The organism is Limimaricola sp. AA108-03, from assembly GCF_050847355.1.
In the GTDB taxonomy this organism is placed as follows: Bacteria; Pseudomonadota; Alphaproteobacteria; order Rhodobacterales; family Rhodobacteraceae; genus Limimaricola.
Map to the genome: position 1 here is coordinate 652978 of NZ_CP193755.1, position 20148 is coordinate 673125.

The 20148-nt window shown below is 65.1% G+C and carries 14 protein-coding genes; 11 read left to right on the forward strand and 3 right to left on the reverse strand.

The features are described from left to right. Nucleotides 1–9 precede the first annotated feature (9 nt). Nucleotides 10–387: a hypothetical protein gene (locus tag ACRAQ3_RS03330; protein ID WP_432255670.1), complete on the reverse strand. Its 378-nt coding sequence runs from the start codon at nucleotides 385–387 to the stop codon at nucleotides 10–12. A 616-nt stretch (nucleotides 388–1003) separates the two neighbouring features. Between ACRAQ3_RS03330 and ACRAQ3_RS03335 the strand changes: the two genes are divergently transcribed. The 6 genes from ACRAQ3_RS03335 (at nucleotide 1004) to ACRAQ3_RS03360 (ending at nucleotide 11771) form a co-directional block, all read left to right on the forward strand. After that, nucleotides 1004–1264, forward strand: coding sequence for a 3-ketoacyl-ACP reductase (locus tag ACRAQ3_RS03335; RefSeq protein ID WP_133056334.1), 261 nt, complete (start codon nucleotides 1004–1006; stop codon nucleotides 1262–1264). Nucleotides 1265–2483: 1219 nt separating this feature from the next. Continuing rightward, nucleotides 2484–7313 carry a hypothetical protein gene (locus ACRAQ3_RS03340; protein ID WP_432255671.1) on the forward strand — a complete coding sequence of 1610 codons (4830 nt, stop codon included), beginning with the start codon at nucleotides 2484–2486 and terminating at the stop codon, nucleotides 7311–7313. 520 nt (nucleotides 7314–7833) lie between these two features. Beyond that, nucleotides 7834–9258 carry a circularly permuted type 2 ATP-grasp protein gene (locus ACRAQ3_RS03345; RefSeq protein ID WP_432255672.1) on the forward strand — a complete coding sequence of 475 codons (1425 nt, stop codon included), beginning with the start codon at nucleotides 7834–7836 and terminating at the stop codon, nucleotides 9256–9258. Next, entirely contained in the window at nucleotides 9255–10199 is a 945-nt protein-coding gene (locus ACRAQ3_RS03350; RefSeq protein ID WP_432255673.1) for an alpha-E domain-containing protein, read from the forward strand. The genes ACRAQ3_RS03345 and ACRAQ3_RS03350 overlap by 4 nt, the downstream gene beginning before the upstream one ends. 28 nt (nucleotides 10200–10227) lie before the next feature. Further along, nucleotides 10228–11043: a transglutaminase family protein gene (locus ACRAQ3_RS03355; protein WP_432255674.1), complete on the forward strand. Its 816-nt coding sequence runs from the start codon at nucleotides 10228–10230 to the stop codon at nucleotides 11041–11043. Beyond that, nucleotides 11040–11771, forward strand: coding sequence for a peptidase (locus ACRAQ3_RS03360; protein WP_269396394.1), 732 nt, complete (start codon nucleotides 11040–11042; stop codon nucleotides 11769–11771). The genes ACRAQ3_RS03355 and ACRAQ3_RS03360 overlap by 4 nt, the downstream gene beginning before the upstream one ends. 107 nt (nucleotides 11772–11878) lie before the next feature. Here ACRAQ3_RS03360 and ACRAQ3_RS03365 read toward each other — a convergent pair whose 3' ends face one another. Then, nucleotides 11879–13171: a calcium-binding protein gene (locus tag ACRAQ3_RS03365; protein WP_432255675.1), complete on the reverse strand. Its 1293-nt coding sequence runs from the start codon at nucleotides 13169–13171 to the stop codon at nucleotides 11879–11881. A 421-nt stretch (nucleotides 13172–13592) separates the two neighbouring features. Between ACRAQ3_RS03365 and ACRAQ3_RS03370 the strand changes: the two genes are divergently transcribed. The 3 genes from ACRAQ3_RS03370 to ACRAQ3_RS03380 are packed head-to-tail and all read left to right on the forward strand — an operon-like array spanning nucleotide 13593 to nucleotide 16881. Then, nucleotides 13593–14864 carry a 3-dehydroquinate synthase gene (locus ACRAQ3_RS03370; protein ID WP_432255676.1) on the forward strand — a complete coding sequence of 424 codons (1272 nt, stop codon included), beginning with the start codon at nucleotides 13593–13595 and terminating at the stop codon, nucleotides 14862–14864. Beyond that, complete coding sequence (eboE, locus tag ACRAQ3_RS03375; protein WP_432255677.1) at nucleotides 14861–16033, forward strand: metabolite traffic protein EboE; 1173 nt, start codon at nucleotides 14861–14863, stop codon at nucleotides 16031–16033. The genes ACRAQ3_RS03370 and eboE overlap by 4 nt, the downstream gene beginning before the upstream one ends. Further along, on the forward strand, nucleotides 16030–16881 hold the full coding sequence (locus tag ACRAQ3_RS03380; RefSeq protein ID WP_432255678.1) for a UbiA family prenyltransferase: 852 nt from the start codon (nucleotides 16030–16032) through the stop codon (nucleotides 16879–16881). The genes eboE and ACRAQ3_RS03380 overlap by 4 nt, the downstream gene beginning before the upstream one ends. A 5-nt stretch (nucleotides 16882–16886) precedes the next feature. Here ACRAQ3_RS03380 and ACRAQ3_RS03385 read toward each other — a convergent pair whose 3' ends face one another. Next, nucleotides 16887–18272: an alkaline phosphatase family protein gene (locus ACRAQ3_RS03385; RefSeq protein WP_432255679.1), complete on the reverse strand. Its 1386-nt coding sequence runs from the start codon at nucleotides 18270–18272 to the stop codon at nucleotides 16887–16889. Nucleotides 18273–18390: 118 nt separating this feature from the next. Here ACRAQ3_RS03385 and ACRAQ3_RS03390 point away from each other — a divergent pair, with 118 nt between their 5' ends. After that, nucleotides 18391–19209 carry an EboA domain-containing protein gene (locus ACRAQ3_RS03390; RefSeq protein WP_432255680.1) on the forward strand — a complete coding sequence of 273 codons (819 nt, stop codon included), beginning with the start codon at nucleotides 18391–18393 and terminating at the stop codon, nucleotides 19207–19209. Next, the gene (locus ACRAQ3_RS03395) at nucleotides 19209–20129 is read left to right on the forward strand and encodes a TatD family hydrolase (protein WP_269396401.1); all 921 of its coding nucleotides are present in this window, start codon (nucleotides 19209–19211) and stop codon (nucleotides 20127–20129) included. The genes ACRAQ3_RS03390 and ACRAQ3_RS03395 overlap by 1 nt, the downstream gene beginning before the upstream one ends. The last annotated feature ends 19 nt before the right edge of the window (nucleotides 20130–20148 follow it).

Genomic DNA, 20148 nt, shown 5'->3' on the forward strand with positions numbered 1-20148 from the left:
TCGAAGGTTTCAAATGTTGGCGGCCGTCCTCACATCGGTCGGCATGTGAAGGACGTCAGGCGTCGGCGGCCAAGGCGGGGCAAGCGCTTCGCCCGCTTCGAGGAAGTCCTTCAACTCCGCTGTCCGCCCTGCACTGACCAAGACTGCGGGCGTCTGGCCACCGAAGCGTTCCAGGCGTTTCCCATGATACCACGTCCAAGTGTCGGCAGCTGATTTCGTCCAAGGACGAACGATGCTGATGACGCTGTAGGTCTCCTGTAGTCGTGCCTGATCCGGCGCGGCACGCAGCAATTCCGCCACGTCGATTCCCAGTGCGCGTGCCATGATCTTGGCGTTGATCGTGCCGTCGGGTTCGACGCAGTGATCGAGCAGCAGTCCGTGTCGCATGGCGGGCTCCGCTATGTCCGGCCCGATGTGCCGGAGGTTTCATCGGAAAAGGTTGCACTGGCAACGACCCCTGGTGACGAATGAACCCGGGCATTCAGGTCAGCGCGCGGTATCGTGGCTCGGTGATCCGGCCGCGCCAGCGGGGCTCGCCACCCGTCGCGAGTTGGAGCATCTTTCCGTTTGGTCAATGGAGGCTCGGCATTTTGCCGTTCAGGGTTGCGGATAGCCGTGTCGCCTCGCGCGGTATCCGTTACATATCCCGGTAACAGTGCCAGAGGGGCGATGCTCGGAACTGCCATTTCCTGCGTCATGCGGAGCAGGGGTAGCGGCCTTTGTCTGATCGGCGAAAGGGGAGCGGGAAGGCGCTTGCAGCGACATCTCCAAGGGACGGTTGCCAAGGGGTGTTGATCAGCCCTCCGTATGCCATGTCCCGCGATGGACAGGCCTGCCGTAAGGGCATATAAATACGAACCCGGACGCGCATGCAGGGATGACGTGCAGCACCGGAGCCGGCGACAGCGCGATGCCGGATCGCCGCCTCTTCGCAGCCAGAGCGACGCCCCGTTTCGGCCGGGTGGTCCCGACATTCGGTCGGGACGACAGCTCGGAGGTCGTCATGACGACACAACATTCGCTTATCGAGAGACTGGATGAGGTCGGTCACAAGATCGAGGATGCCGAACACAGGCTAAAGGCTCGCGCGGACTGGACCCATGGCAACGCACTCACCCAGAAGGAACTTCTGGCCCGCTATGCCGTGATCAAGCGCAAGCTGAACCGGGACATCGCCGATCTGGAAGCCCATGGACATCACGTCACGGCGCTGGAGGCGTCGTTGCGGGAATGGTGGCTCTCGGTCAATCTGACGGTGAGGTGAAAGGTACTTCCGCAGGGCTCGTCATCAGCGTGCAGACATTCCGAACTGCGCAGGACAGGGAACTGCGTATGAAGCCGGACGTCGCCTGATAGGTGCCTGCGGACTCTCGGTTCAAGGAACATGCCCGGTTCCTCGGTGCGCCAGATCGTCGGCTTCGGAAGCCGTTGGACATGGAAGACCGTATCGGCGCGAGCAATGCCCGTTGCACGAGTAGGAAGCGGGACGCCTCTTTGCGGCCTTTAGGTTGGCTCGCGCTCTTCTCTAATTGTTATGAGCGGGTGTGGTCGGAAGCTGCGCCGCTCATGTCGCGCAGCATTGATGCGCCGCGGTAGCGCCGATCTCTTCGCCAATGGTATCGTGAGCGATGCCAACCGTGCCCCCGCGTTGGTACTAAATCGATCCGGCCCCTGCTTATCGGCTCGGGGGGGTGCCATGCTCCTGCCGATCGAGAAAAGCATACACTCAAGCTGATATCCAGCAACTCGGCCGGAACTCAGACATCAGCGAGGGCCCGCCATTGCTGCCTTGGATTCCGAAGCTCCACTTGTCTGAGAAGAACACGCCCTCTGAACGGGCGAGCAGCCACATTGGCGTTTAACCGCAAGCATCGCGGCGCCCGCTGAAGTTTTCCCCGACAGAATGGACGGCAGATCCGCCGCGAGGGTCTTTGACGGGATCGGGATGACCGATGCGCCCGGCCTGCGTGCCCTCTGCACTTCCTAGGATCCGAGCAAGTAAAGCGAGATTCGAAATCCTCGTGCCGCTCTGCCTACTTCCCCTCGTATCTAGCCGTATTTCTTCAACCGGAAACGGCCCCAATTCGTAACAAGATGCTTTGGCATCAGACATTAAATCTTTCGCCCCCAAGTCAGGTCCGGAAACGAATCAGGCTGTCGATGGCCCCGTCGGGTGAATTCCTAATAGTCACGGAACAATGGCTGCGTACACGAATAATTGTATCAGCAACATCCGTTCGAGGTGAGAAAGTGTTTGTCGTGTGGCGGATCGTGGCCGACGATCGGAGCAAGGCCACAAGGGAGTAGTTGATCCGGAGATGCCTGCCGGGTCAGATTTGGGGAAGGACTCGGGAGGGCCGCCACGCATTCGGCGGCCGCTGCTGATTTTGGGTCAGAAGCACCTCCGATGAGGCGAAATTGCCATGGGAATGCAAGCACAGCGTTTTCGATGGTTTTAACGAGTGTTTCGAAGGGTAATGGTCGTGGCTGTTTCCAACAATTTTTCTGCCAGCTCGCTTGATTTCAACGGTTTCGGGGGTCTTTCCCAGCCCACCGCGCTGGTGTGGGGGGCGGATGGGCGGCTTTACGTCACCGAGGTGGACGGGGATGTGCACGTCCTGACGATCGCCTTCGGGGACCCCGATCCGACCGACGGCGACACCACCGCGCGGTTCCACGTGACCGATCAGGTGACGCTGAACCACGTCAAGTCGATCCCCAACCACAACGACGACGGCAGCGCGAACGCGGCGACGAAGCGGCAGGTGACGGGGATCGACGTGACGCCGCAATTCGACGCGAACGGCGATCCGGTGATGATCGGCGGCAAGCCCGCGGTCACCGTCTACGTCACCTCCTCCGACAGCCGGATCGGCGCCGGCGGCGGTGGCGCCGACGCCAATCTCGACACCAATTCCGGCGTCATCACCAAGCTGACCCAGACCGGGCCGAACAGCTGGGACGCGGTCGACCTCGTGCGCGGCCTGGCGCGCTCGGAGGAGAACCACGCGCTCAACGGGCTCGAGGTGATCCAGGTGCTCGACGCCGACGGCAAGCTGGTCTCCGAGCGGCTGATCGTCGCCAATGGCGGCAACGCCAACAACGGCGCGCCCTCGAACCACTTCGCGGGCCAGCAGGAGACCGCCTATTCGGCGGCGATCCTCGAGGTCGACCTGACGATGCTGGCCTCGATGCCGGTGCTCACCGATGGCGGCCGCAAATACGTCTACGACGTGCCGACGCTCGACGACCCGGCGCTGCTGGGCGCCGATGACGGCAACGACCCCTTCGGCGGCAATGACGGCTTCAACGGCGGCAAGATCGACCCCGCCGGGCCGATCGGCATCTACTCGCCGGGCTACCGCAACGCCTATGACGTCGAGGTCACCGAGGACGGGCGCGTCTACACCTACGACAACGGCGCCAACAACCTGTGGGGCGGCCGGCCGATCGGCGAGGCCGGCGACAACGGCGCCAGCAGCGATTTCGCGCAGGCCCTGGGCTACATCGCGCTCAACCTCAACAATGGCGACGGCAGCACCAAGGACCCGATGAGCCTCGTCGCCTGGGACCCGAAGAACTACGACCAGATGCACGAGGTGACCCGCTCCGACGACCTGGCCGGGCGGGTGCTGGCGGCGGGGCAGGGCGGGGCGCAGACCTACACGCTCGACGGGCTGACCTATGTCTATGGCGGTCACCCCAACCCGACCCGGGCCGAGGGCTCGCGCGCGGGGCTGCTGTTCACCCCCGAGGCCGGGGTCGGCAACGCCTTCCTGCTGGTGTCGAACGTCGACAGCGCCGGCAATGGCGGCGGCAGCGACTACGACGAGGTCATCGCCTGGCTGCAGGCGGTCGAGGCCGACAACGCGGCCTACCCGACCACGGGCGTCTACGGGGCCGACAACCAGGAGCTGACCCGGAAGGTGCTCGCCGTCACCCCGGGCGTGCTCTACGACATCTACGGCTTCGCCGACGGCTCGGGCCAGGTCGTGGTGGCCGGCGGCGCGGCGCCGCAGGGCGGCACGCTGCTGGGCCAGGCCGGCCTGCCCGCCGATATCGGCGAGGTCATCGCCGCCGCCAACCCGGCCGAGGGCAACTATCTCGAGGGCGGCTTCACCGACGGCGCCCTCGATTCCGGCAAGGGCTCGATCAACGGGCTGACCGAATACACCTCGACCGTGCTCGATGGCGGCGGCGTCGACATGTCCGGGGCGCTGATCGCGGCCTCGCTGAACCAGGGCTCGCTGATCGTCATCGGGCGCGACGCGAACGGGGTGGTGCAGACCACCACCGGCGGTTCGGGCGAGACGCTGGCGGCCGACCGCACCGTGCTGCAGGCCGGCGGCGGGCCGCTGGGGCTGGCCTCGATCGGCGACGAGTTCGGCGCGATGGGGCTCGGCAACGCCTTCCGCGGCTCGATCTGGGTCGCCACCTACAAGCAGAACGGCCCGTTCATCGAGATCTTCCAGCCCGCCAACGGCGCCGTGCCGCTCGCCGGCCAGGACGTCACCGACGACACCGATGCCGATCTCGACGGGCTGAACGAGCTGATCGACCCGTTCGAGTTCTCGGCCGAGAACGGCTACGCGCTCGAGGTGGGCCAGAAGATCGTGCTCGACTTCACCCAGCAGAACACGAACTTCCCCGGCACCCTGTCCGATACCGGCTTTCTCGGCGCGGCGCTCGACGGGGTGACGCCGAACCAGGACGCGCGCACCGCGGCCGAGAACTTCCCCGCCGACCAGCAGCAGGACGGGCTGTACGACAATGGCGGCAACATCATCCCGGGCGGCAACGCCCCGACCTTCCAGATCAAGAACGCGCAGCCCGGCACGGCGGTGGGCAGCGCCAACAGCGCCCGCGACGCGGTGCATACCGGGATCCGCCCCGACCCCGATGTCGGGCGCATCCTCGCCACGCTCGACATGGCCAACTGGATCCCCAGCCAGCAGGGCGGCATCGTCGAGGGCCAGGTCTCGGGGCTGATGTTCGGCGACGGCACCCAGTCCAACTTCCTGCGGATCGTCATGGGGGCGGTGGGCGGCACGCCCTATCTCGAGGTCGGGGTCGAGACCGGCGACGTCTACCAGCGGATCACCCGCGTCGACGTGCCCGGCCTCGCCGACCCGGCCGTCACCGGGGTCGAGCTGCGGCTCGAGATCGCCATCGATGCCGGCTTCGCCGTGGGCGCCGCCTACCGGCTCGACGGCGCCGCCGATTTCGTCGCCCTGCCGCTGAACGGCTTCGTCCTGCCGCAAGGCGTGCTGCGCGACGTGCTCACCGGCGCCCACCAGATCGCCGGCCAGACCTCCGGCGCCGCCATCGGCCTCATCGCCGAGGACGTCGCCGCGGACACACTCACAACCGTCGATTTCAACGAACTGAAAATCGAGGCCAAGGGTCCGGAACTTGCCGAGACCATCCTCTATCGGCTCAATGCCGGGAGCACCGACGTCGCCGCGATCGATGGCGGCCCGGCCTGGCTCGGCGATCTGGCGCTCGAGGACGCCAGCGGGCCGGTTTCCGTGACCGGCGATGCGGACGACGTGTATTCAGCCAAGATTACCGACGCGGCGGACGAAGTCGATTACATCGACTCCGATGTAGCGGGTTACGCGCCTTGGCAGCTCTTCGTTCACGAACGCTTCGACAAGAGCAAGGGACCGGCGGAAGGTCAGGAGCCGCTGACCTACAATTTCGACGTGGCCGTGGGTGCGACCTACAAGATCACGCTGCTCTACACCGAGAACTGGCCCGGCGCGTTCAATCTCCCGAGCAGCGACCGGATCTTCGACGTGACGGTGGATGGCACGGCCTTCGCCGAGTTCGCCGATCTCAACCCGCTGGTCGAGGCCGCGGCGGCGATGGGGCAGGCCCTGCCGCCGAGCACGGCCACGAACGCGCAGAAACAGCCCTTCCTCGGCACGGTGCTGACGCGCGAGCTGATCTACACCGCCGTCGACGACCAGCTGAACCTCGCCTTCATCCACAACAACCAGAACCCCAAGATCAACGCGATCCAGATCAGCGAAATCCTCGATGAGCCTACGGATATCGCCCTGTCTTCCAATGAGGTGGCCGAAAACGCGACCGGCGCCGTGGTTGGCCAGCTTTCTCTCGTAGGGTTGGAAGACGACGACGCGTATGAGTTCTCCGTCTCGGACGGTCGTTTTCAGGTCGTGGACGGCCTGCTGAAACTGAAGGCCAAGGCTAGCCTCGATTTCGAGGAGGCCCACAGCATCGACCTTGCCATCACCGGGACGGGTTCGAACGGTCGAAGCCTGACTCAGGATTTCCAGATCGCGGTGCAGGACGTGGCCGAAGGCCGGCTATCGGCCGTGGCCAAAGTGGTGGAAGGCAGCAATGCCGGCGAGACGCTCAAGGATTCAAAGACCAATGGTTTGATCCTCGGTCTCGGGGGCAAGGATACGCTTGCCGGCCGGAACGGCGCCGACATCCTTGCCGGCGGCAAGGGTGCCGACATGCTCTTGGGCGGCAAGGGATTCGACACACTCGATTACAGCGACTCCATCAAGGGCGTCACGATCAACCTGCAGAAGGGCGTGGGTAAGGGGGGCGAAGCTCGCGGCGACAAGTTCAAGAGCATGGAAGGCGTGATCGGCTCCGAGGGGGACGACAAGCTCCTCGGCAGCAAAGGTGGCAACCTTCTCATTGGTGGCGATGGTGCCGATGTTCTCAATGGTCGAGGCGGCAAGGACTGGGCCGACTACCATGCCTCGGATGCGGGCGTGACGGTGAACCTGGCCAAGCGCAGCGGGTCCGGCGGGGATGCCGAGGGCGACCGGCTGCTGAAGATCGAGAACGTTTATGGCAGCATGCATAATGACGTTCTCGCCGGCGATGGCCGCAAGAACGTTCTCGTCGGCGATGATGGCCGAGACAAGCTCATGGGCGGCGCCGGCGGCGACAAGCTCGACGGCGGTGCCGGCCGGGACAAGCTGCTAGGTGGAAAAGGCAGCGACAAGATGTCGGGCGGCGCGGCCAATGACAAGCTCGTGGGCGGTGGCGGCAAGGACATGCTCGACGGTGGCGCCGGCAATGACAAGGTGCTGGGCGGGGGAGGAAGCGACACCTTCATCTTCGATCTCGGCAGCGACAAGCTGGTCGGCGGCAGGGGTCGCGACACGGTCACGTTCGATGGTGACTTCGGCGATTACGGCGTGAAGTTCGGCAAGCAAGTGATCGTGACCATCGACAAGGATCGCGATGTGCTGATCGGCATGGAGCGGTTGGAGTTCGACGACACTACCTATGTTCGAGAGGGTGGCGGCTGGGTCGAGTTGGGCTAGTCGATCGGGGTCGGTTCGCGGGGCTGGCCGAAACCGGCAAGGCCCGGTCGGGCTAGGATCGCCAAGTCGCATCGCCGCTGGCGCTCCTCTACTCTAGGCGCGCCTTTGCCTCCGGATCGGCCAGCAGTCGGTAGGAGAGGTGGTATCAAAATGTTGCGGGCGTAGGTCGCGGGCTCGCGGTTGGCCGCCTCCTGTATCGCGATCTCGACATACTCGAACCACGCAACCGCCTTTGGCCCATTTCCTCAGCCCGGCGGCGCACCCCCTGTACGCTACTCGGTCCGGCCTCCGGCTCCGTGAACCGAGGCTTTATGCAGGCGAACCGGCCATCAGCAGAAACCGGAAAGCTCGAAATCACCGCGGAACTGGAAGTCGAAATGCCTGAAGATCGAGCAGGAGCGTCCCAAGACGACGCAGATTGCTCAATCTCCGGGCGATTTTTCGTGGTCGCTCTGGTCGAGTGCCTCGTTTCGCTCTTTCCGCTCCACTTGGGCCACCGAAGTCGGGCTACTCTCGTCCCATGAGCAAGAGCAGCAGTTTTGACGAGATGTGGGGGCACGAAACCGTGCTCCGGGATCCGTACGTATCGATTAACGAGTGGTTGCAGCAGGAGGATGCCGGGCGTTTGCGCCGCAAGGCGCGAGACGCGGAGGATCTGTTCCGCCTCACCGGTATCACCTTCAACGTCTATGGTGCCCGCGACGCGGCCGAGAGGCTGATCCCCTTCGATATCGTTCCTCGGGTCATCGCGGGGCGCGAATGGGACCGGCTGTCGCGGGGCATCGAGCAGCGGGTGCGCGCGATCAACGCCTTCTTGCACGACATCTATCACCGGCAGGAGATCATCCGCGCCGGGCGGGTGCCGATCGAGGCGATCGAGCGCAACGCCGCCTTCCTGCCGCAGATGATCGGGGTCGACCCGCCCGGCGGCGTCTACACCCATATCGTTGGCACCGATCTGGTGCGCACCGGCGAGGACGAGTTCTACGTGCTCGAGGACAATGCCCGCACGCCCTCGGGGGTGAGCTACATGCTCGAGAACCGCGAGACCATGCTGCACATGTTCCCCGAATTGTTTATGAAGACCCGGGTGCGGCCGGTCTCATCCTACCCGGCGATGCTGCACCGCTCGCTCTGCGCCTGCGCGCCGAGTTCGAGCAGTGGCCGGCCGGTGGTGGGGGTGATGACGCCGGGCAGCTTCAACTCGGCCTATTACGAGCACAGTTTCCTCGCCGACAAGATGGGGGTCGAGCTGGTCGAGGGGCAGGACCTGCGTGTCGTCGACGGCCGGGTGGCCATGCGGACCACCCAAGGCTACCAGCCGATCGACGTGCTCTACCGGCGTGTCGATGACGACTGGATCGATCCGCTCAACTTCAATCCGGACAGCGCGCTCGGCGTGCCGGGCATTATGGATGTCTATCGCGCCGGCCGGATCACCTTGGCCAACGCCCCCGGCACCGGCATCGCGGACGACAAGGCGATCTATTCCTACATGCCGGAAATCGTCGAGTTCTATACCGGCGAGAAGGCGCTTCTGAAGAACGTGCCGACCTGGCGCTGTGCCGAGCCCGAGGCGCTGTCCTACGTGCTCGACAACCTGTCCGAGCTGGTGGTCAAGGAGGTGCACGGGTCCGGCGGCTACGGCATGCTGATCGGCCCGACCGCCTCCAAGAAGGAGCTTTCGGCGTTCCGCGACAAGCTCAAGGCGCGACCCGGCAATTACATCGCGCAACCGACGCTGTCGCTCTCGACCGTGCCGATCTTTACCCGCGCTGGCCTCGCGCCGCGCCATGTCGACCTGCGTCCCTTCGTGCTGGTTTCGCCCGAAGGCGTGTCGATCACGCCGGGCGGGCTGACCCGCGTGGCGCTCAAGAAGGGGTCGCTGGTGGTCAATTCGAGCCAGGGCGGCGGCACCAAGGACACCTGGGTGCTCGAGCAATGACGACGCTGGGCAAGACCGCAGGCGGGCTCTACTGGATGTCCCGGCATCTGGAGCGTTCGGAGAACACGGCCCGGATGATCGAGGTGGGCCAGCGCATCGCGCTCACCCGGTCGTCGGATGATGACGAATGGGGCAGCATCCTGCAGGCGGCGGCGACACATGCCGGCTATGTCGCCAAGCATGGCGAGGTGACGCGCGACCTTGCGCTGGACTGGATGCTGCGTGACCCGGACAACCCGTCCTCGGTGCTGTCGGTGGTCAAGGCCGCGCGCGACAATGCGCGCGTCGTGCGCACCGCGCTCACCCGCGAGGTCTGGGAGGCGGTGAACGAGGCTTGGATGACGCTTTGCGCCGCGATGCGCCGCAAGGTGCATGACCGCGACCTGCAGGACGTGCTGGCATTGATCCGGCAGCGCGCCGCCTTCGTGCGCGGTGCCATACATGGCACGATGCTGCGCAACGACATCTATGATTTCTGCCGGCTGGGGATGTTCAACGAACGCGCGGACTGCACCGCGCGCATCCTCGACGTGAAGTACTTCGTGTTGCTGCCATCCGCGACGGCGGTGGGCTCGCGGCTCGACGACGTGCAATGGGAGACGATCCTGCGCAGCGTCTCGGGCGTGGGCGCCTTCCAGATGCGCTACGGCCAGCAACTGCGCCCGCGCGAGATCGCGGAGTTCATCATCCATGACCGCGCCATGCCACGCAGCCTCGCCTTCTGTGCCCACAAGCTCGAGGAAAACCTCGGTTACCTCGCCACGGATTACGGCACGCGCCTGCCGTCGCACGAGATCGCCGAGAATCTGAACCAGAGGCTGCTCGGGCGGTCGATCGACACGATCTTCGAAAACGGGCTGCACGAGTTCCTGATGGAAGTGCAGCACTGCCTCGCCCGTCTGAGCCAGCAGATCGAGATCGATTACAGGTTCTATCGATGACCCCCCATGCCGTCGCAGGAGCGCACCCATGCGTCTGAGCATTTCGCACCGCACCACCTACAGCTTCGACGCGCCGGTCGATTACGCGCTGCAGCAGCTGCGGCTGACGCCCAAACCGGGCGGCGCGCAGCGCGTGCTGCGCTGGAGCAATACCGTCAGCGGCGGTCAGACAGAGCTGAGCTTCGAGGATCAGCACGCCAACAAGGTCGAGCTCGTCTCGGTCACACCGGGTGCACGAGAGATCAGCGTGCTGTCGGAGGGAGAACTGGAAGTCGAGGACCGGGCCGGGGTGCACGGCCCGCATGCAGGCTACATGCCGCTTTGGCTGTTCAAGCGGTCCACGTCTCTGACCCGGCCCGGCGCACGCTGCCGCAAGCTGGTGTCGGGACTGCGGGCCGGCAACGCGCCGCTGGAACGGCTGCATACCCTGTCCTCGGCCGTGGCCGAGGCGGTGCAATACCGAACCGGAAGCTCGAACGTGGCGACCACCGCCGAGGACGCGCTCGAGGCCGGGGCCGGGGTCTGCCAGGATCACGCGCATGTATTCATCACCTGTGCGCGCCTCATGGGGATCCCGGCGCGCTATGTCTCGGGCTACCTGATGATGGAGGGGCAGGTTTCGCAGGATGCGACGCATGCCTGGGCCGAGGCGCATGTGCCCGATCTCGGCTGGGTCGGTTTCGATGTCTCGAACGCGATCTCCCCGGATGCGCGTTACGTGCGCGTGGCGACGGGGCTGGACTACAGCGAGGCTGCGCCGGTAAACGGCTTTCGCTTCGGCACCGCCCGCGAGGAACTCTCGGTCGCGATCGAGGTGCGTCAGGCTGAAACGGACTCGCAATGACCTACTGTGTCGCCCTCAGGCTCGATCGGGGCCTGGTCTTCATGTCGGACACCCGCACCAATGCCGGGGTCGACAACATCTCGAGCTGCCGCAAGATGTTCAGCTGGTCCGACGGGGAGTCCTCGATCACCCTGCTGACGGCCGGCAACCTCGCCACCACCCAGGCGGTGGTCAGCCTGATCGAGGAGCGGCTGAAATCCCCGGGCGAGCGCAGCCCCTCGATCCTCGGCCAGCCCTCCATGTTCGTGGTGGCCCGGATGGTGGGCGACCTGCTCAAGGAGGAGATCGCGCGCGCAGGCGCCGGGCAGATGAACGCGGATGCCGGCACCTTCGGTGCGACCCTGATCCTTGGCGGCCAGGTGCGCGGCAGCGCGCCGCGGCTGTTCCTGATCTACCCGGAGGGCAACTTCATCGAGGCGGGCGACGACATGCCTTGGTTCCAGAGCGGCGAAACCAAGTATGGCCGCCCGATATTGGTGCGTGCCTTCGACCCTGCGATGAGTTTTGCCGCGGCGGTCAAGCTCCTGATGGTCAGCTACGATTCGACCATCAAGGCGAACCTCTCGGTCGGGCTGCCGCTCGATCTTCAGATCTACGAGACGGACAGCCTTCAGCCCGGCAAGACGCTGCGGATCGAGGCGGACGACCCGCAATACCACGCCATCTCGGAAGGCTGGAGCGAGGCGCTCCGCGCGGCGTTCGAGCAGCTGCCCGATGTCGAACTTTAGCACGACGGATTGACCCAGCTCGAGAGGGCAGCGTCCAGCACACGCCGAGACATAGCAGAATGGGCCGCCCCTAGGGCGGCCCATGTCGTATTTGCACATTGATGAAATCAGATCAGAAAATCGTCGCGATCGATCGCGCCCGCATCGATCCCGAGAAGCGTGATCTGCGAGTTGCCATAGCTGATCACGGCATCGTCGCCCTGGTTCTCGATGGACAGATCCTCGAACTCCAGAGACGTCCGGGTGAAGTCGAGCAGGTCCGACCCATCCTCGAAATCGGTGATGATATCGTCGCCATCCCTCTGGCTGCGGAACGCGAAGATGTCCGCCCCGTCGCCGCCGGTCAGCACGTCGTTGTGCCGCCCGCCGTTCAGAATGTCGGCGCCATCACCACCGTCGAGCGTATCGCGTCCCAAGTTGCCGAGAAGGCGATCGTCGCCCGCGCCGCCATTTAGCGTGTCACGCTGCTGGTTGCCGATGAGAATATCGGCGCCGGCCTTGCCGTTCAGCGTGTCGTTACCCTTGCCGCCGGCAAGAACGTCCGCACCCGCGCCACCGGCCAGAAGGTCGTTCCCGGTACCGCCATCCAGCCGGTCATCGCCTGCAAAGCCGCGCAGAACGTCGTTGTCGGCCCCGCCATCGAGCACGTCGTTGCCCTTGAAGCCCTTCACGACATCGTCGCCGGCCCCGGCATTGAAGACGTCATCAGAGGCGCTCAGCCCGAATTTGCCGCTGGCCGAGGCGCGCTGCCCGGCAAGCAGATCGAGGGCCTGTTTGAGATCGATCTCCATGATCTCGCCGGCTGCGACCGGCAGGATGCCGACATAGCCATCCTGTTCGCCGTTGATCTCGCCGTCGGTGCCTTCGCCATAGCCGCCATCGACGTTCTGCCCGTGCAGCACGATCTCGCGCAGCATCAGCGGCATCAGGTCCTCCATGTCATACTGGTTGCCGGTGACCGGGCTCTTCAGATTGTCCATGTCGGTCAGGTCGAAGCTCTGGATATAGGAGAGCTGGCCCTTGGAATCGGCCATCGGGCTCATGCCATCGGCCCCGGTCAGCGACAGCAGGACATCGCCATAGGCAGGCACCCCTTCGAGCACTTCGACGAAGCCGTCGCCGTCGGCATCGTCCGGCAGCGTCGGGGTCCGCGAATTGGCCGGGTTGCCCTCGTCGTCGAACACGCCGTGGATGTGCTGGGCATGGGCCATGTCGGGCGTCAGGTTCTCGGCCAGGATCGCCACGTTGATATAGGGCTTATCCTCGGCTTGGCCGAGCGAAACGATGGCGTTGCCATAGACGCCGGAGTTGTTCAGCGCCGTCAGGTCGACGGCCCAAGTTCCTTCGGAACCGCGTAGGAACGTTTCAAAGGATCCGTAGGAACTATCAAGATGAGCCACGGGCTCTCCTCCCTGTTACAAGGTGCGAATGGTTTCGCCACCAGAAGTTGACCCTGCATACACGTCCGGCGGTCCTGAAAGTTTCATCACATGGCAGTTGGCGGAATTGATTGGACATTTTGGCTGCGCGGTGCAGAGCGCAGCGGTCAATCAGGAAGCCTGCCACAGCAAGAGCGCCAACCTTTTGCCAATAGACGGACCATGGCTTGGAGAGTGTCATTCGCAGCCAACCGTTTGCTCTGCACCATGAAATCGAGATGTCGGATTCTCGACGTTCGCGGGTCTTCGACTTTCGTTTCCGCAGTCCCCCCGGTCCTTTCGGACATGCGCAACGAGACCGCGAAACTTCTTGCTTCGGCGCAGTGGGCGGTGCCAGCATGAGGCCAGTATTTCGGGTGTGAGTGATCGGGAGGGTTGTGTCGTGGCCTCGTTGGATATCTGTGTGCAGGGGCTGCGTGATGGCGTCCTGCCGCGCCTCGACGGCGCGACCCCGGTGAGGGACCTGACAGAACGGGCGGCAGAGGGGAGCGACCAGGTGCACTGGCAACGGTTCTTGGTCCCCTTCGAATACCCGGTGGTCTTCGCCCGCGACATCTTCAACCCCGAGAACCGCATCCTCGCCAATGCCATCGGCCATGCGGAGCCCGACAAGACCCATCGGTGCCTCGTCTTCGTCGATGGCGGTGTCGTCGCGGCGCAGCCCATGATCACCGCCCTCATCGCGCAATGGTTCGCGCGTACCAGCGGCGTGAGCCTCGCCGGGGATATTGTCATCGTTCCGGGAGGCGAAGCGATCAAGAGCGATGGTACGCATGTCGAGGCGGTGCAGCGGGCTGTTTATCGGCATGGCATCGATCGGCATTCCTGCGTGGTCGCCATCGGCGGCGGCGCGATGCTCGATGCGGTCGGGCTTGGCGCGGCGGTGGCCCATCGCGGCGTCAGGCTGATCCGCGTTCCCACCACGGTCCTGTCGCAAAACGACTCCGGGGTGGGCGTGAAGAACGCGGTCAATCTCGATGGCTACAAGAATTTCACAGGTACCTTCGCCCCGCCATGGGCCGTCGTGAATGATTTCGACTTCCTCCAGCATCTGCCTCGGCGCGAGCGTATCGCCGGTATCGCCGAAGCAGTGAAAGTCGCGCTGATCCGCGACGGGGGGTTCTTCGCCTGGCTCGAGGCGAATGCCGATCGTCTGAGGGCATTCGAGCGCGACGCCGAGGAGTGGATGGTCCGGCGCTGCGCGGAGCTGCACATGGCGCAGATCGCCCATGGCGGCGATCCGTTCGAGAGGGGGTCGGCCCGCCCGCTCGATTTCGGTCACTGGGCCGCGCACAAGCTCGAAACGCTGAGCGGGCATACGGTCAATCACGGCGAAGCCGTAGCCATCGGCATCGCCCTCGATACCCGCTATTCGGTATTGGCGGGGCTGCTGCCCGCCGGTGCCGAGGAAAGGGTCGCGGCGCTTCTCGAGCGGTTGGGCTTTGCCTTGTTTCATCCCGGGTTGGTTCTGCCCGGAGCGGATGGCCAGCCGGCCCTGCTGGCCGGCCTCGACGAGTTCCGCCAGCATCTGGGGGGCGAACTGACCGTGACGCTGCTCGAAGGGCTGGGTTCCGGCATCGAACTGCACCAAATCGACCCGGATCTCGTGCGGCAGGCGCTCGACTGGCTGGCGCGCCGTGAGGCGCAGGCATGAAGCAGGAGCTGACCTACTGTCTCAACATCCATCCGACCGAAACCTGGGAGGAGGTGCGCGCGGCCTTGCTCGGACCCGTTCTGCAGGTGCGCGACGGGATCGCGGGGAATGGGGATTTCCCGGTGGGCCTACGTTTTTCCGGGCAGGCGTTGCACGACCTGCGTGCCACCGAGGCACGCGAAGACCTCAAGACCATCCTCAAGCGCGAGCGGTTGCGGGCCGTCACCGTGAACGGCTTTCCCTATGGCCGCTTTCACGGCACCCGCGTGAAGGAAGACGTTTATCGTCCGGATTGGCGCGAAGAGGAGCGGCTGGCCTATACCTGCGAGCTGGCCGATCTCATGGCCGAGATCGCGCCTATCGAGCCGATGGTGAGCCTGAGCACCGTGCCGGGTTGTCTGCGCGCACTGTCGATGGGGCAGGAGGGCGCGGTCGCGGACAACTACCTGCGCGCAGTGGCGCATATGGTGGATCTGGAACGGCGGACCGGTGTCCGGGTGGCGCTGGCGATCGAGCCGGAACCGGCCTGCATGTTCGAGACGATCGAGGAAACCGCAGCCTTCTTCCGCGACCACCTGTTGTCGGACTCGGCGGCCGAGCGGCTGGCGGAAATGACCGATCTCGGGCGCGATGCGGCACGCGCGGCGCTGCCCCGCTATATCGGGCTGTGCTACGACGTCTGCCACGCCGCCGTGGAGTTCGAGGATCCGGCCGGAAGCCTCGAGATGCTGCGGCAGGCTGGCGTGCCGGTGCACAAGCTGCAGCTCAGCGCGGCGCTTCGGGTGGCCGAGGTAACGCCGCAGGCGCGTGAGGCCCTGTCGAGTTTCGCCGAGCCCACCTACCTGCACCAGGTGGTCAGCCGTCGTGGCGACGGCCCGCTTGAGCGTTTGACGGATCTGCCTGAGGCCCTGGCGCGCGGCGCCGAGGCGGATGGCGAGGAATGGCGCGTGCATTTCCACGTCCCGATCTTTCTCAAGGATCTCGGGGCCTTCGAGAGCACGCGCGATTTCCTCGATGAGATCCTGCGACTGCATCGCCAGCAGCCGATCTCGCCGCATCTGGAGGTCGAGACCTATACTTGGAACGTGCTGCCCGAGCGGTTGCGAAGCGAGCGCATGGAGGAGGCTGTGCTGCGCGAGTTGCGCTGGGTATCGGAGCGGCTGGCATGACGCGCGTCGCGACCATCCTGCGGCTCGGCCGGGTTTCGAACCTGCCGACCGTCTGGACGAACGCGCTTGCCGCCGCGGTGTTGGCTGCCGGGGCGACGCTGCCGGGTGCGACCGTTCTGGCCGCGGCGGCGATCCTCAGCCTGTTCTATATCGGCGGCATGTGGCTGAACGACGCCTTCGATGCCGAGATCGATGCAAGGGAACGCAACACACGGCCCATCCCCGCGGGCGAGATCGGGCGGGTGGCGGTCTTTGCCGTCGGAGGCGCGCTGCTGGCGCTTGGGATCGTCGGCGGCTTTGGCTTCGGCCCCGCTGCAGGAGCGGCGGCTCTGGCACTCGCGGCGACGGTGCTGCTCTATGACTGGCTGCACAAGCGGACGGTGTCGAGCCCGGTCATCATGGGGGCGACGCGCTTCCTGTGCTATGTCTTCGCCGCCTTGGCGCTCGGGGCGCTGCCTTGGCTGGTGCTGGTCGCGGCGTTCGGTCTCTTTGCCTATGTGGTTGGCCTGACCTATGCGGCGAAGCAGGAGGCCTATGACAGGCTCGACCGGGCTTGGCCCCTGGCCGTGCTGGCATTTCCACTGCTGGTGGCGCTGGTTCTGGCTTGGGGCAATGCGTTGGCGCTGGCGATCTGCCTCAGCCTCGCGGCGCTGATGGCGGTGGCGCTCCGCCGCCTGTTCCGCCGCGCCAAGGGCGACGTGCCGAAGGCGGTCGTGACGCTGATCGCCGGCATGTCGCTATATGATGCGGCGCTGCTGGCAGCGGTCGGCGCGCCGGGACTGGCGATCCTGGCAGTGGCGGGGTGCGGGCTGACCCTGCTGCTTCAAAGGGTCGTGCCCGGTACCTGAGATCCTTAGTCGAAGACATGGCGCAGGACCAGCGATTTGAAATCGGTGGCCGCGACCCGCCCATCGGGTAGCGCGCCCGGCTCCGAGGAAATCACCAGAGGTCCTTCATCGGGATTGTCCGTGATCCGTCCATGCGTGCCCTTCACGAGATGCGTGGCCGATGGCGAGATGATGTCCAGAAGCTGCCGGAAGCCCGCTTTGCGCTTTGCCAGCTTCATTGCCGCTGTGAGCCGGGGGTGGCGGATCTCGGGATCGACGAAGAGCTCGACCGGATCGTAGCCCGGTTTGCGATGGATATCGACGGTGCGGGCGAAATCTGGCGTCCTGTCCGGGTCGAGCCAGTAGTAATAGCTGAACCAGCGATCCGGCTTCGAGATCGCGACCAACTCACCCGAGCGGGGGTGGTCCAGCCCATGCGCGCGCTTGCCCTCGGCGTCCCAGACCTGCTCGACCCCGTCCAGGCCCTCGATCAATGCCTTCACCTCTCGAATGCGCGCGGCATCCTCTACATGAACATGGGCGATCTGGTGGTCGGCCATGGCGAAGGCGGTACTCGCGCCGCAATCGAGGGCCTCGCGGCCATGCTCCTCGCGGCGGACCGCAAGAAGGCCGGCCTCTCTCAGGGCGCGGTTGATATGGACCGCATCCGTGGCTTTCGTGATTCCGTATTCCGACACGACGATGATACGCCGCCCGGTCCGGTCAGCCTCCTCGATCAACTCGCCGCACAGCGCGTCGACCTCGCGCAGATCGGCCCGAAGACGCGGGTGGTCCAGATCCGGGCCGAGCCGCTGCAGATTGTAATCGAGATGCGGCAGGTAGGTCAGGGTCAAGGTCGGGTCCCGGGTCTGCATCACGTGCAGCGTCGCCTTGGCAATCCACTCCGAAGAGGTGATGTCCGCCAGAGGGCCCCAGAACTTGAACAGGGGAAACGGCCCCAGCGCCGCATCCAACTCGTCATGCAGTTCCGGGGGGAAGGCGTAGTGATCCGGAATCTTGCGGCCGTCCGCCGGATACATCGGCCGCGGTGTCGCCGACCAGTCGGCGCTGGAGTACATGTTGTACCACCAGAACATCTTGGCGCAGGTGAAATCAGGGTTCCTCTTGCGTCCAGCTTCCCAGACCTTCTCGCCTTCCACGAGATTGTTGGGCTGCCGCCAAAGCATGATTTCCCGCAGGTCGCGGAAGTACCAGCCATTCGCCACCACACCGTGATCGGACGGCATGAGCCCGGTGAGAAGCGTCGCCTGTGCCGTGCATGTGACTGCGGGCGTCACCGTATCGAGCGGCCGCAAGGCGCCCCGCTCGGCCAGCTTCTTGAGGTGCGGCGTATCGCGTCCCACCAGATGCGGAGCGAGGCCGACAACGAGGATCACCAGCGTCTTTTTCATGCGAGCACCATGCGGTGCCGGCTAAAACGTTGCAACAGTTCCGGCCTTCTATATCGTGAAAGGGTGGACTGGGAGGACGTTCATGCCGACAGCGGATGCGGTCTTGAGGGACATCGTAATGGCACGCGCAGGAAGCGAAGCAGGCTGGGTCGAAGAGAACCTGGAAGCGCTTCGAAGGGGGGCGCCCGAGCGCGACCTGCACATTTTCCTGGGGCTGGCGCCCCGGCGGCTGGGCAAGGCCGATCTGGTACCGACCGCCGCGGAGTGCGAGGCCGCCGAGACAGCCCGGCCGGGCTGGCGGATCGATGGCTGGAGCCTCGACGGAGCCGCTCGCGTACTCGCGCTATTGGTGCATGCGGGGCAGCGACCATTTGCCGACCGGTTCAAGGATCTGCGCCGGACTTCGGACGTGGCGGAGATGATCGCGCTCTATCGTGGTCTGCCGCTTTATCCGGAACCGGAAACGCTGCATTTCGAAGTGGGCGAAGGGCTGCGCTCGAACCTCAGGCCGGTCTTCGAGGCGATCGCCCATGACAATCCCTTTCCCCGAGATCATTTCGACGAGCACCGTTGGAACCACATGATCCTCAAGGCGCTCTTCGTCGGCAGTCGGCTGGCACCGATCATCGGTCTGGACGAGCGCGCCAATCCCGAACTGGCGCGAATCCTGCGCGAATACGCTCATGAACGCTGGGCGGCCGGCCGGACCGTCACGCCGGAGCTGTGGCGCTGCGTCGGGCCCTATGCGCAGGACGAGGCGGCGCTCTCTGATCTGGAGCGTGCGCTCTCCGAGGGCGGGGCAGGCGCGCGCGGCGCCGCGCTGGCGCTCGCGGCCTCACCCGCGCCCAAGGCGCGGCAGCTGCTGGAGGGCAGGGCCGAGGCCGAGGAGATCGCGGCCGGGCGCCTGGACTGGAACCGACTGGAGGAGGCCGCCTGATGTATATCGACCCGCATGCCCATATGATCAGCCGCACCACCGATGATTACGAGGCGATGGCGGCGGCCGGCATCGTGGCGCTGATCGAGCCCGCCTTCTGGACCGGCCAGCCGCGTACCTTCGTCGGCACCTATGTCGACTACCTGTCTTCGATCGTCGGTTGGGAGCGGTTTCGCGCCGGGCAGTTCGGCATCCGCCACTACTGCACCATCGGGCTCAATTCCAAGGAGGCCAACAACGAGGAGTTGGCGGAAGGCGTGATGGACTGGCTGCCGCGCTTCGCGCTCAAGGAGGGCGTCGTGGCCATCGGCGAGATCGGCTATGACGAGCAGACTCCGCTCGAGGACAAGTACTTTCGGGCGCAGCTCGAACTGGCCAAGGAATTGCACCTGCCCGTGATGGTGCACACGCCGCATCGCGACAAGAAGCGCGGCACCTCCCGCTCGATGGACGTCATCGAGGAGCATGGCCTCGATCCCTCGATGGTGGTGATCGACCACAACAACGAGGAGACCGTGGCCGAAACCCTGCAGCGCGGCTACTGGGCCGGCTTCTCGATCTATCCCTCGACCAAGATGGGCAACCGTCGGATGGTGGAGTTGCTGAAGCAATATGGCGGCGAGCGGATCATCGTCGACAGCGCCTGCGATTGGGGGATCTCCGACCCGCTCGGCGTACCGAAGACCGCGCAGCTGGCACTGCAAAGCGGTATCCCCGAAGAGACCGTGCGCAAGGTCTGCTACGGCAACGCGCTCGCCGCCTATGGGCAGAGCGGGCAGATGCACGAGGATGACTGGCTCGACCCGCCGCAGATCGACCAGCGCACCCTGTTCAACGACAACTCGATCCTCAGGGGCGGGCGCGAGCCGGTTATCGGGGATACGGCCGGGACGCGACGGGGCGGCCTGATCATCGAGTAAGGCACTCAGACGCTTTCGC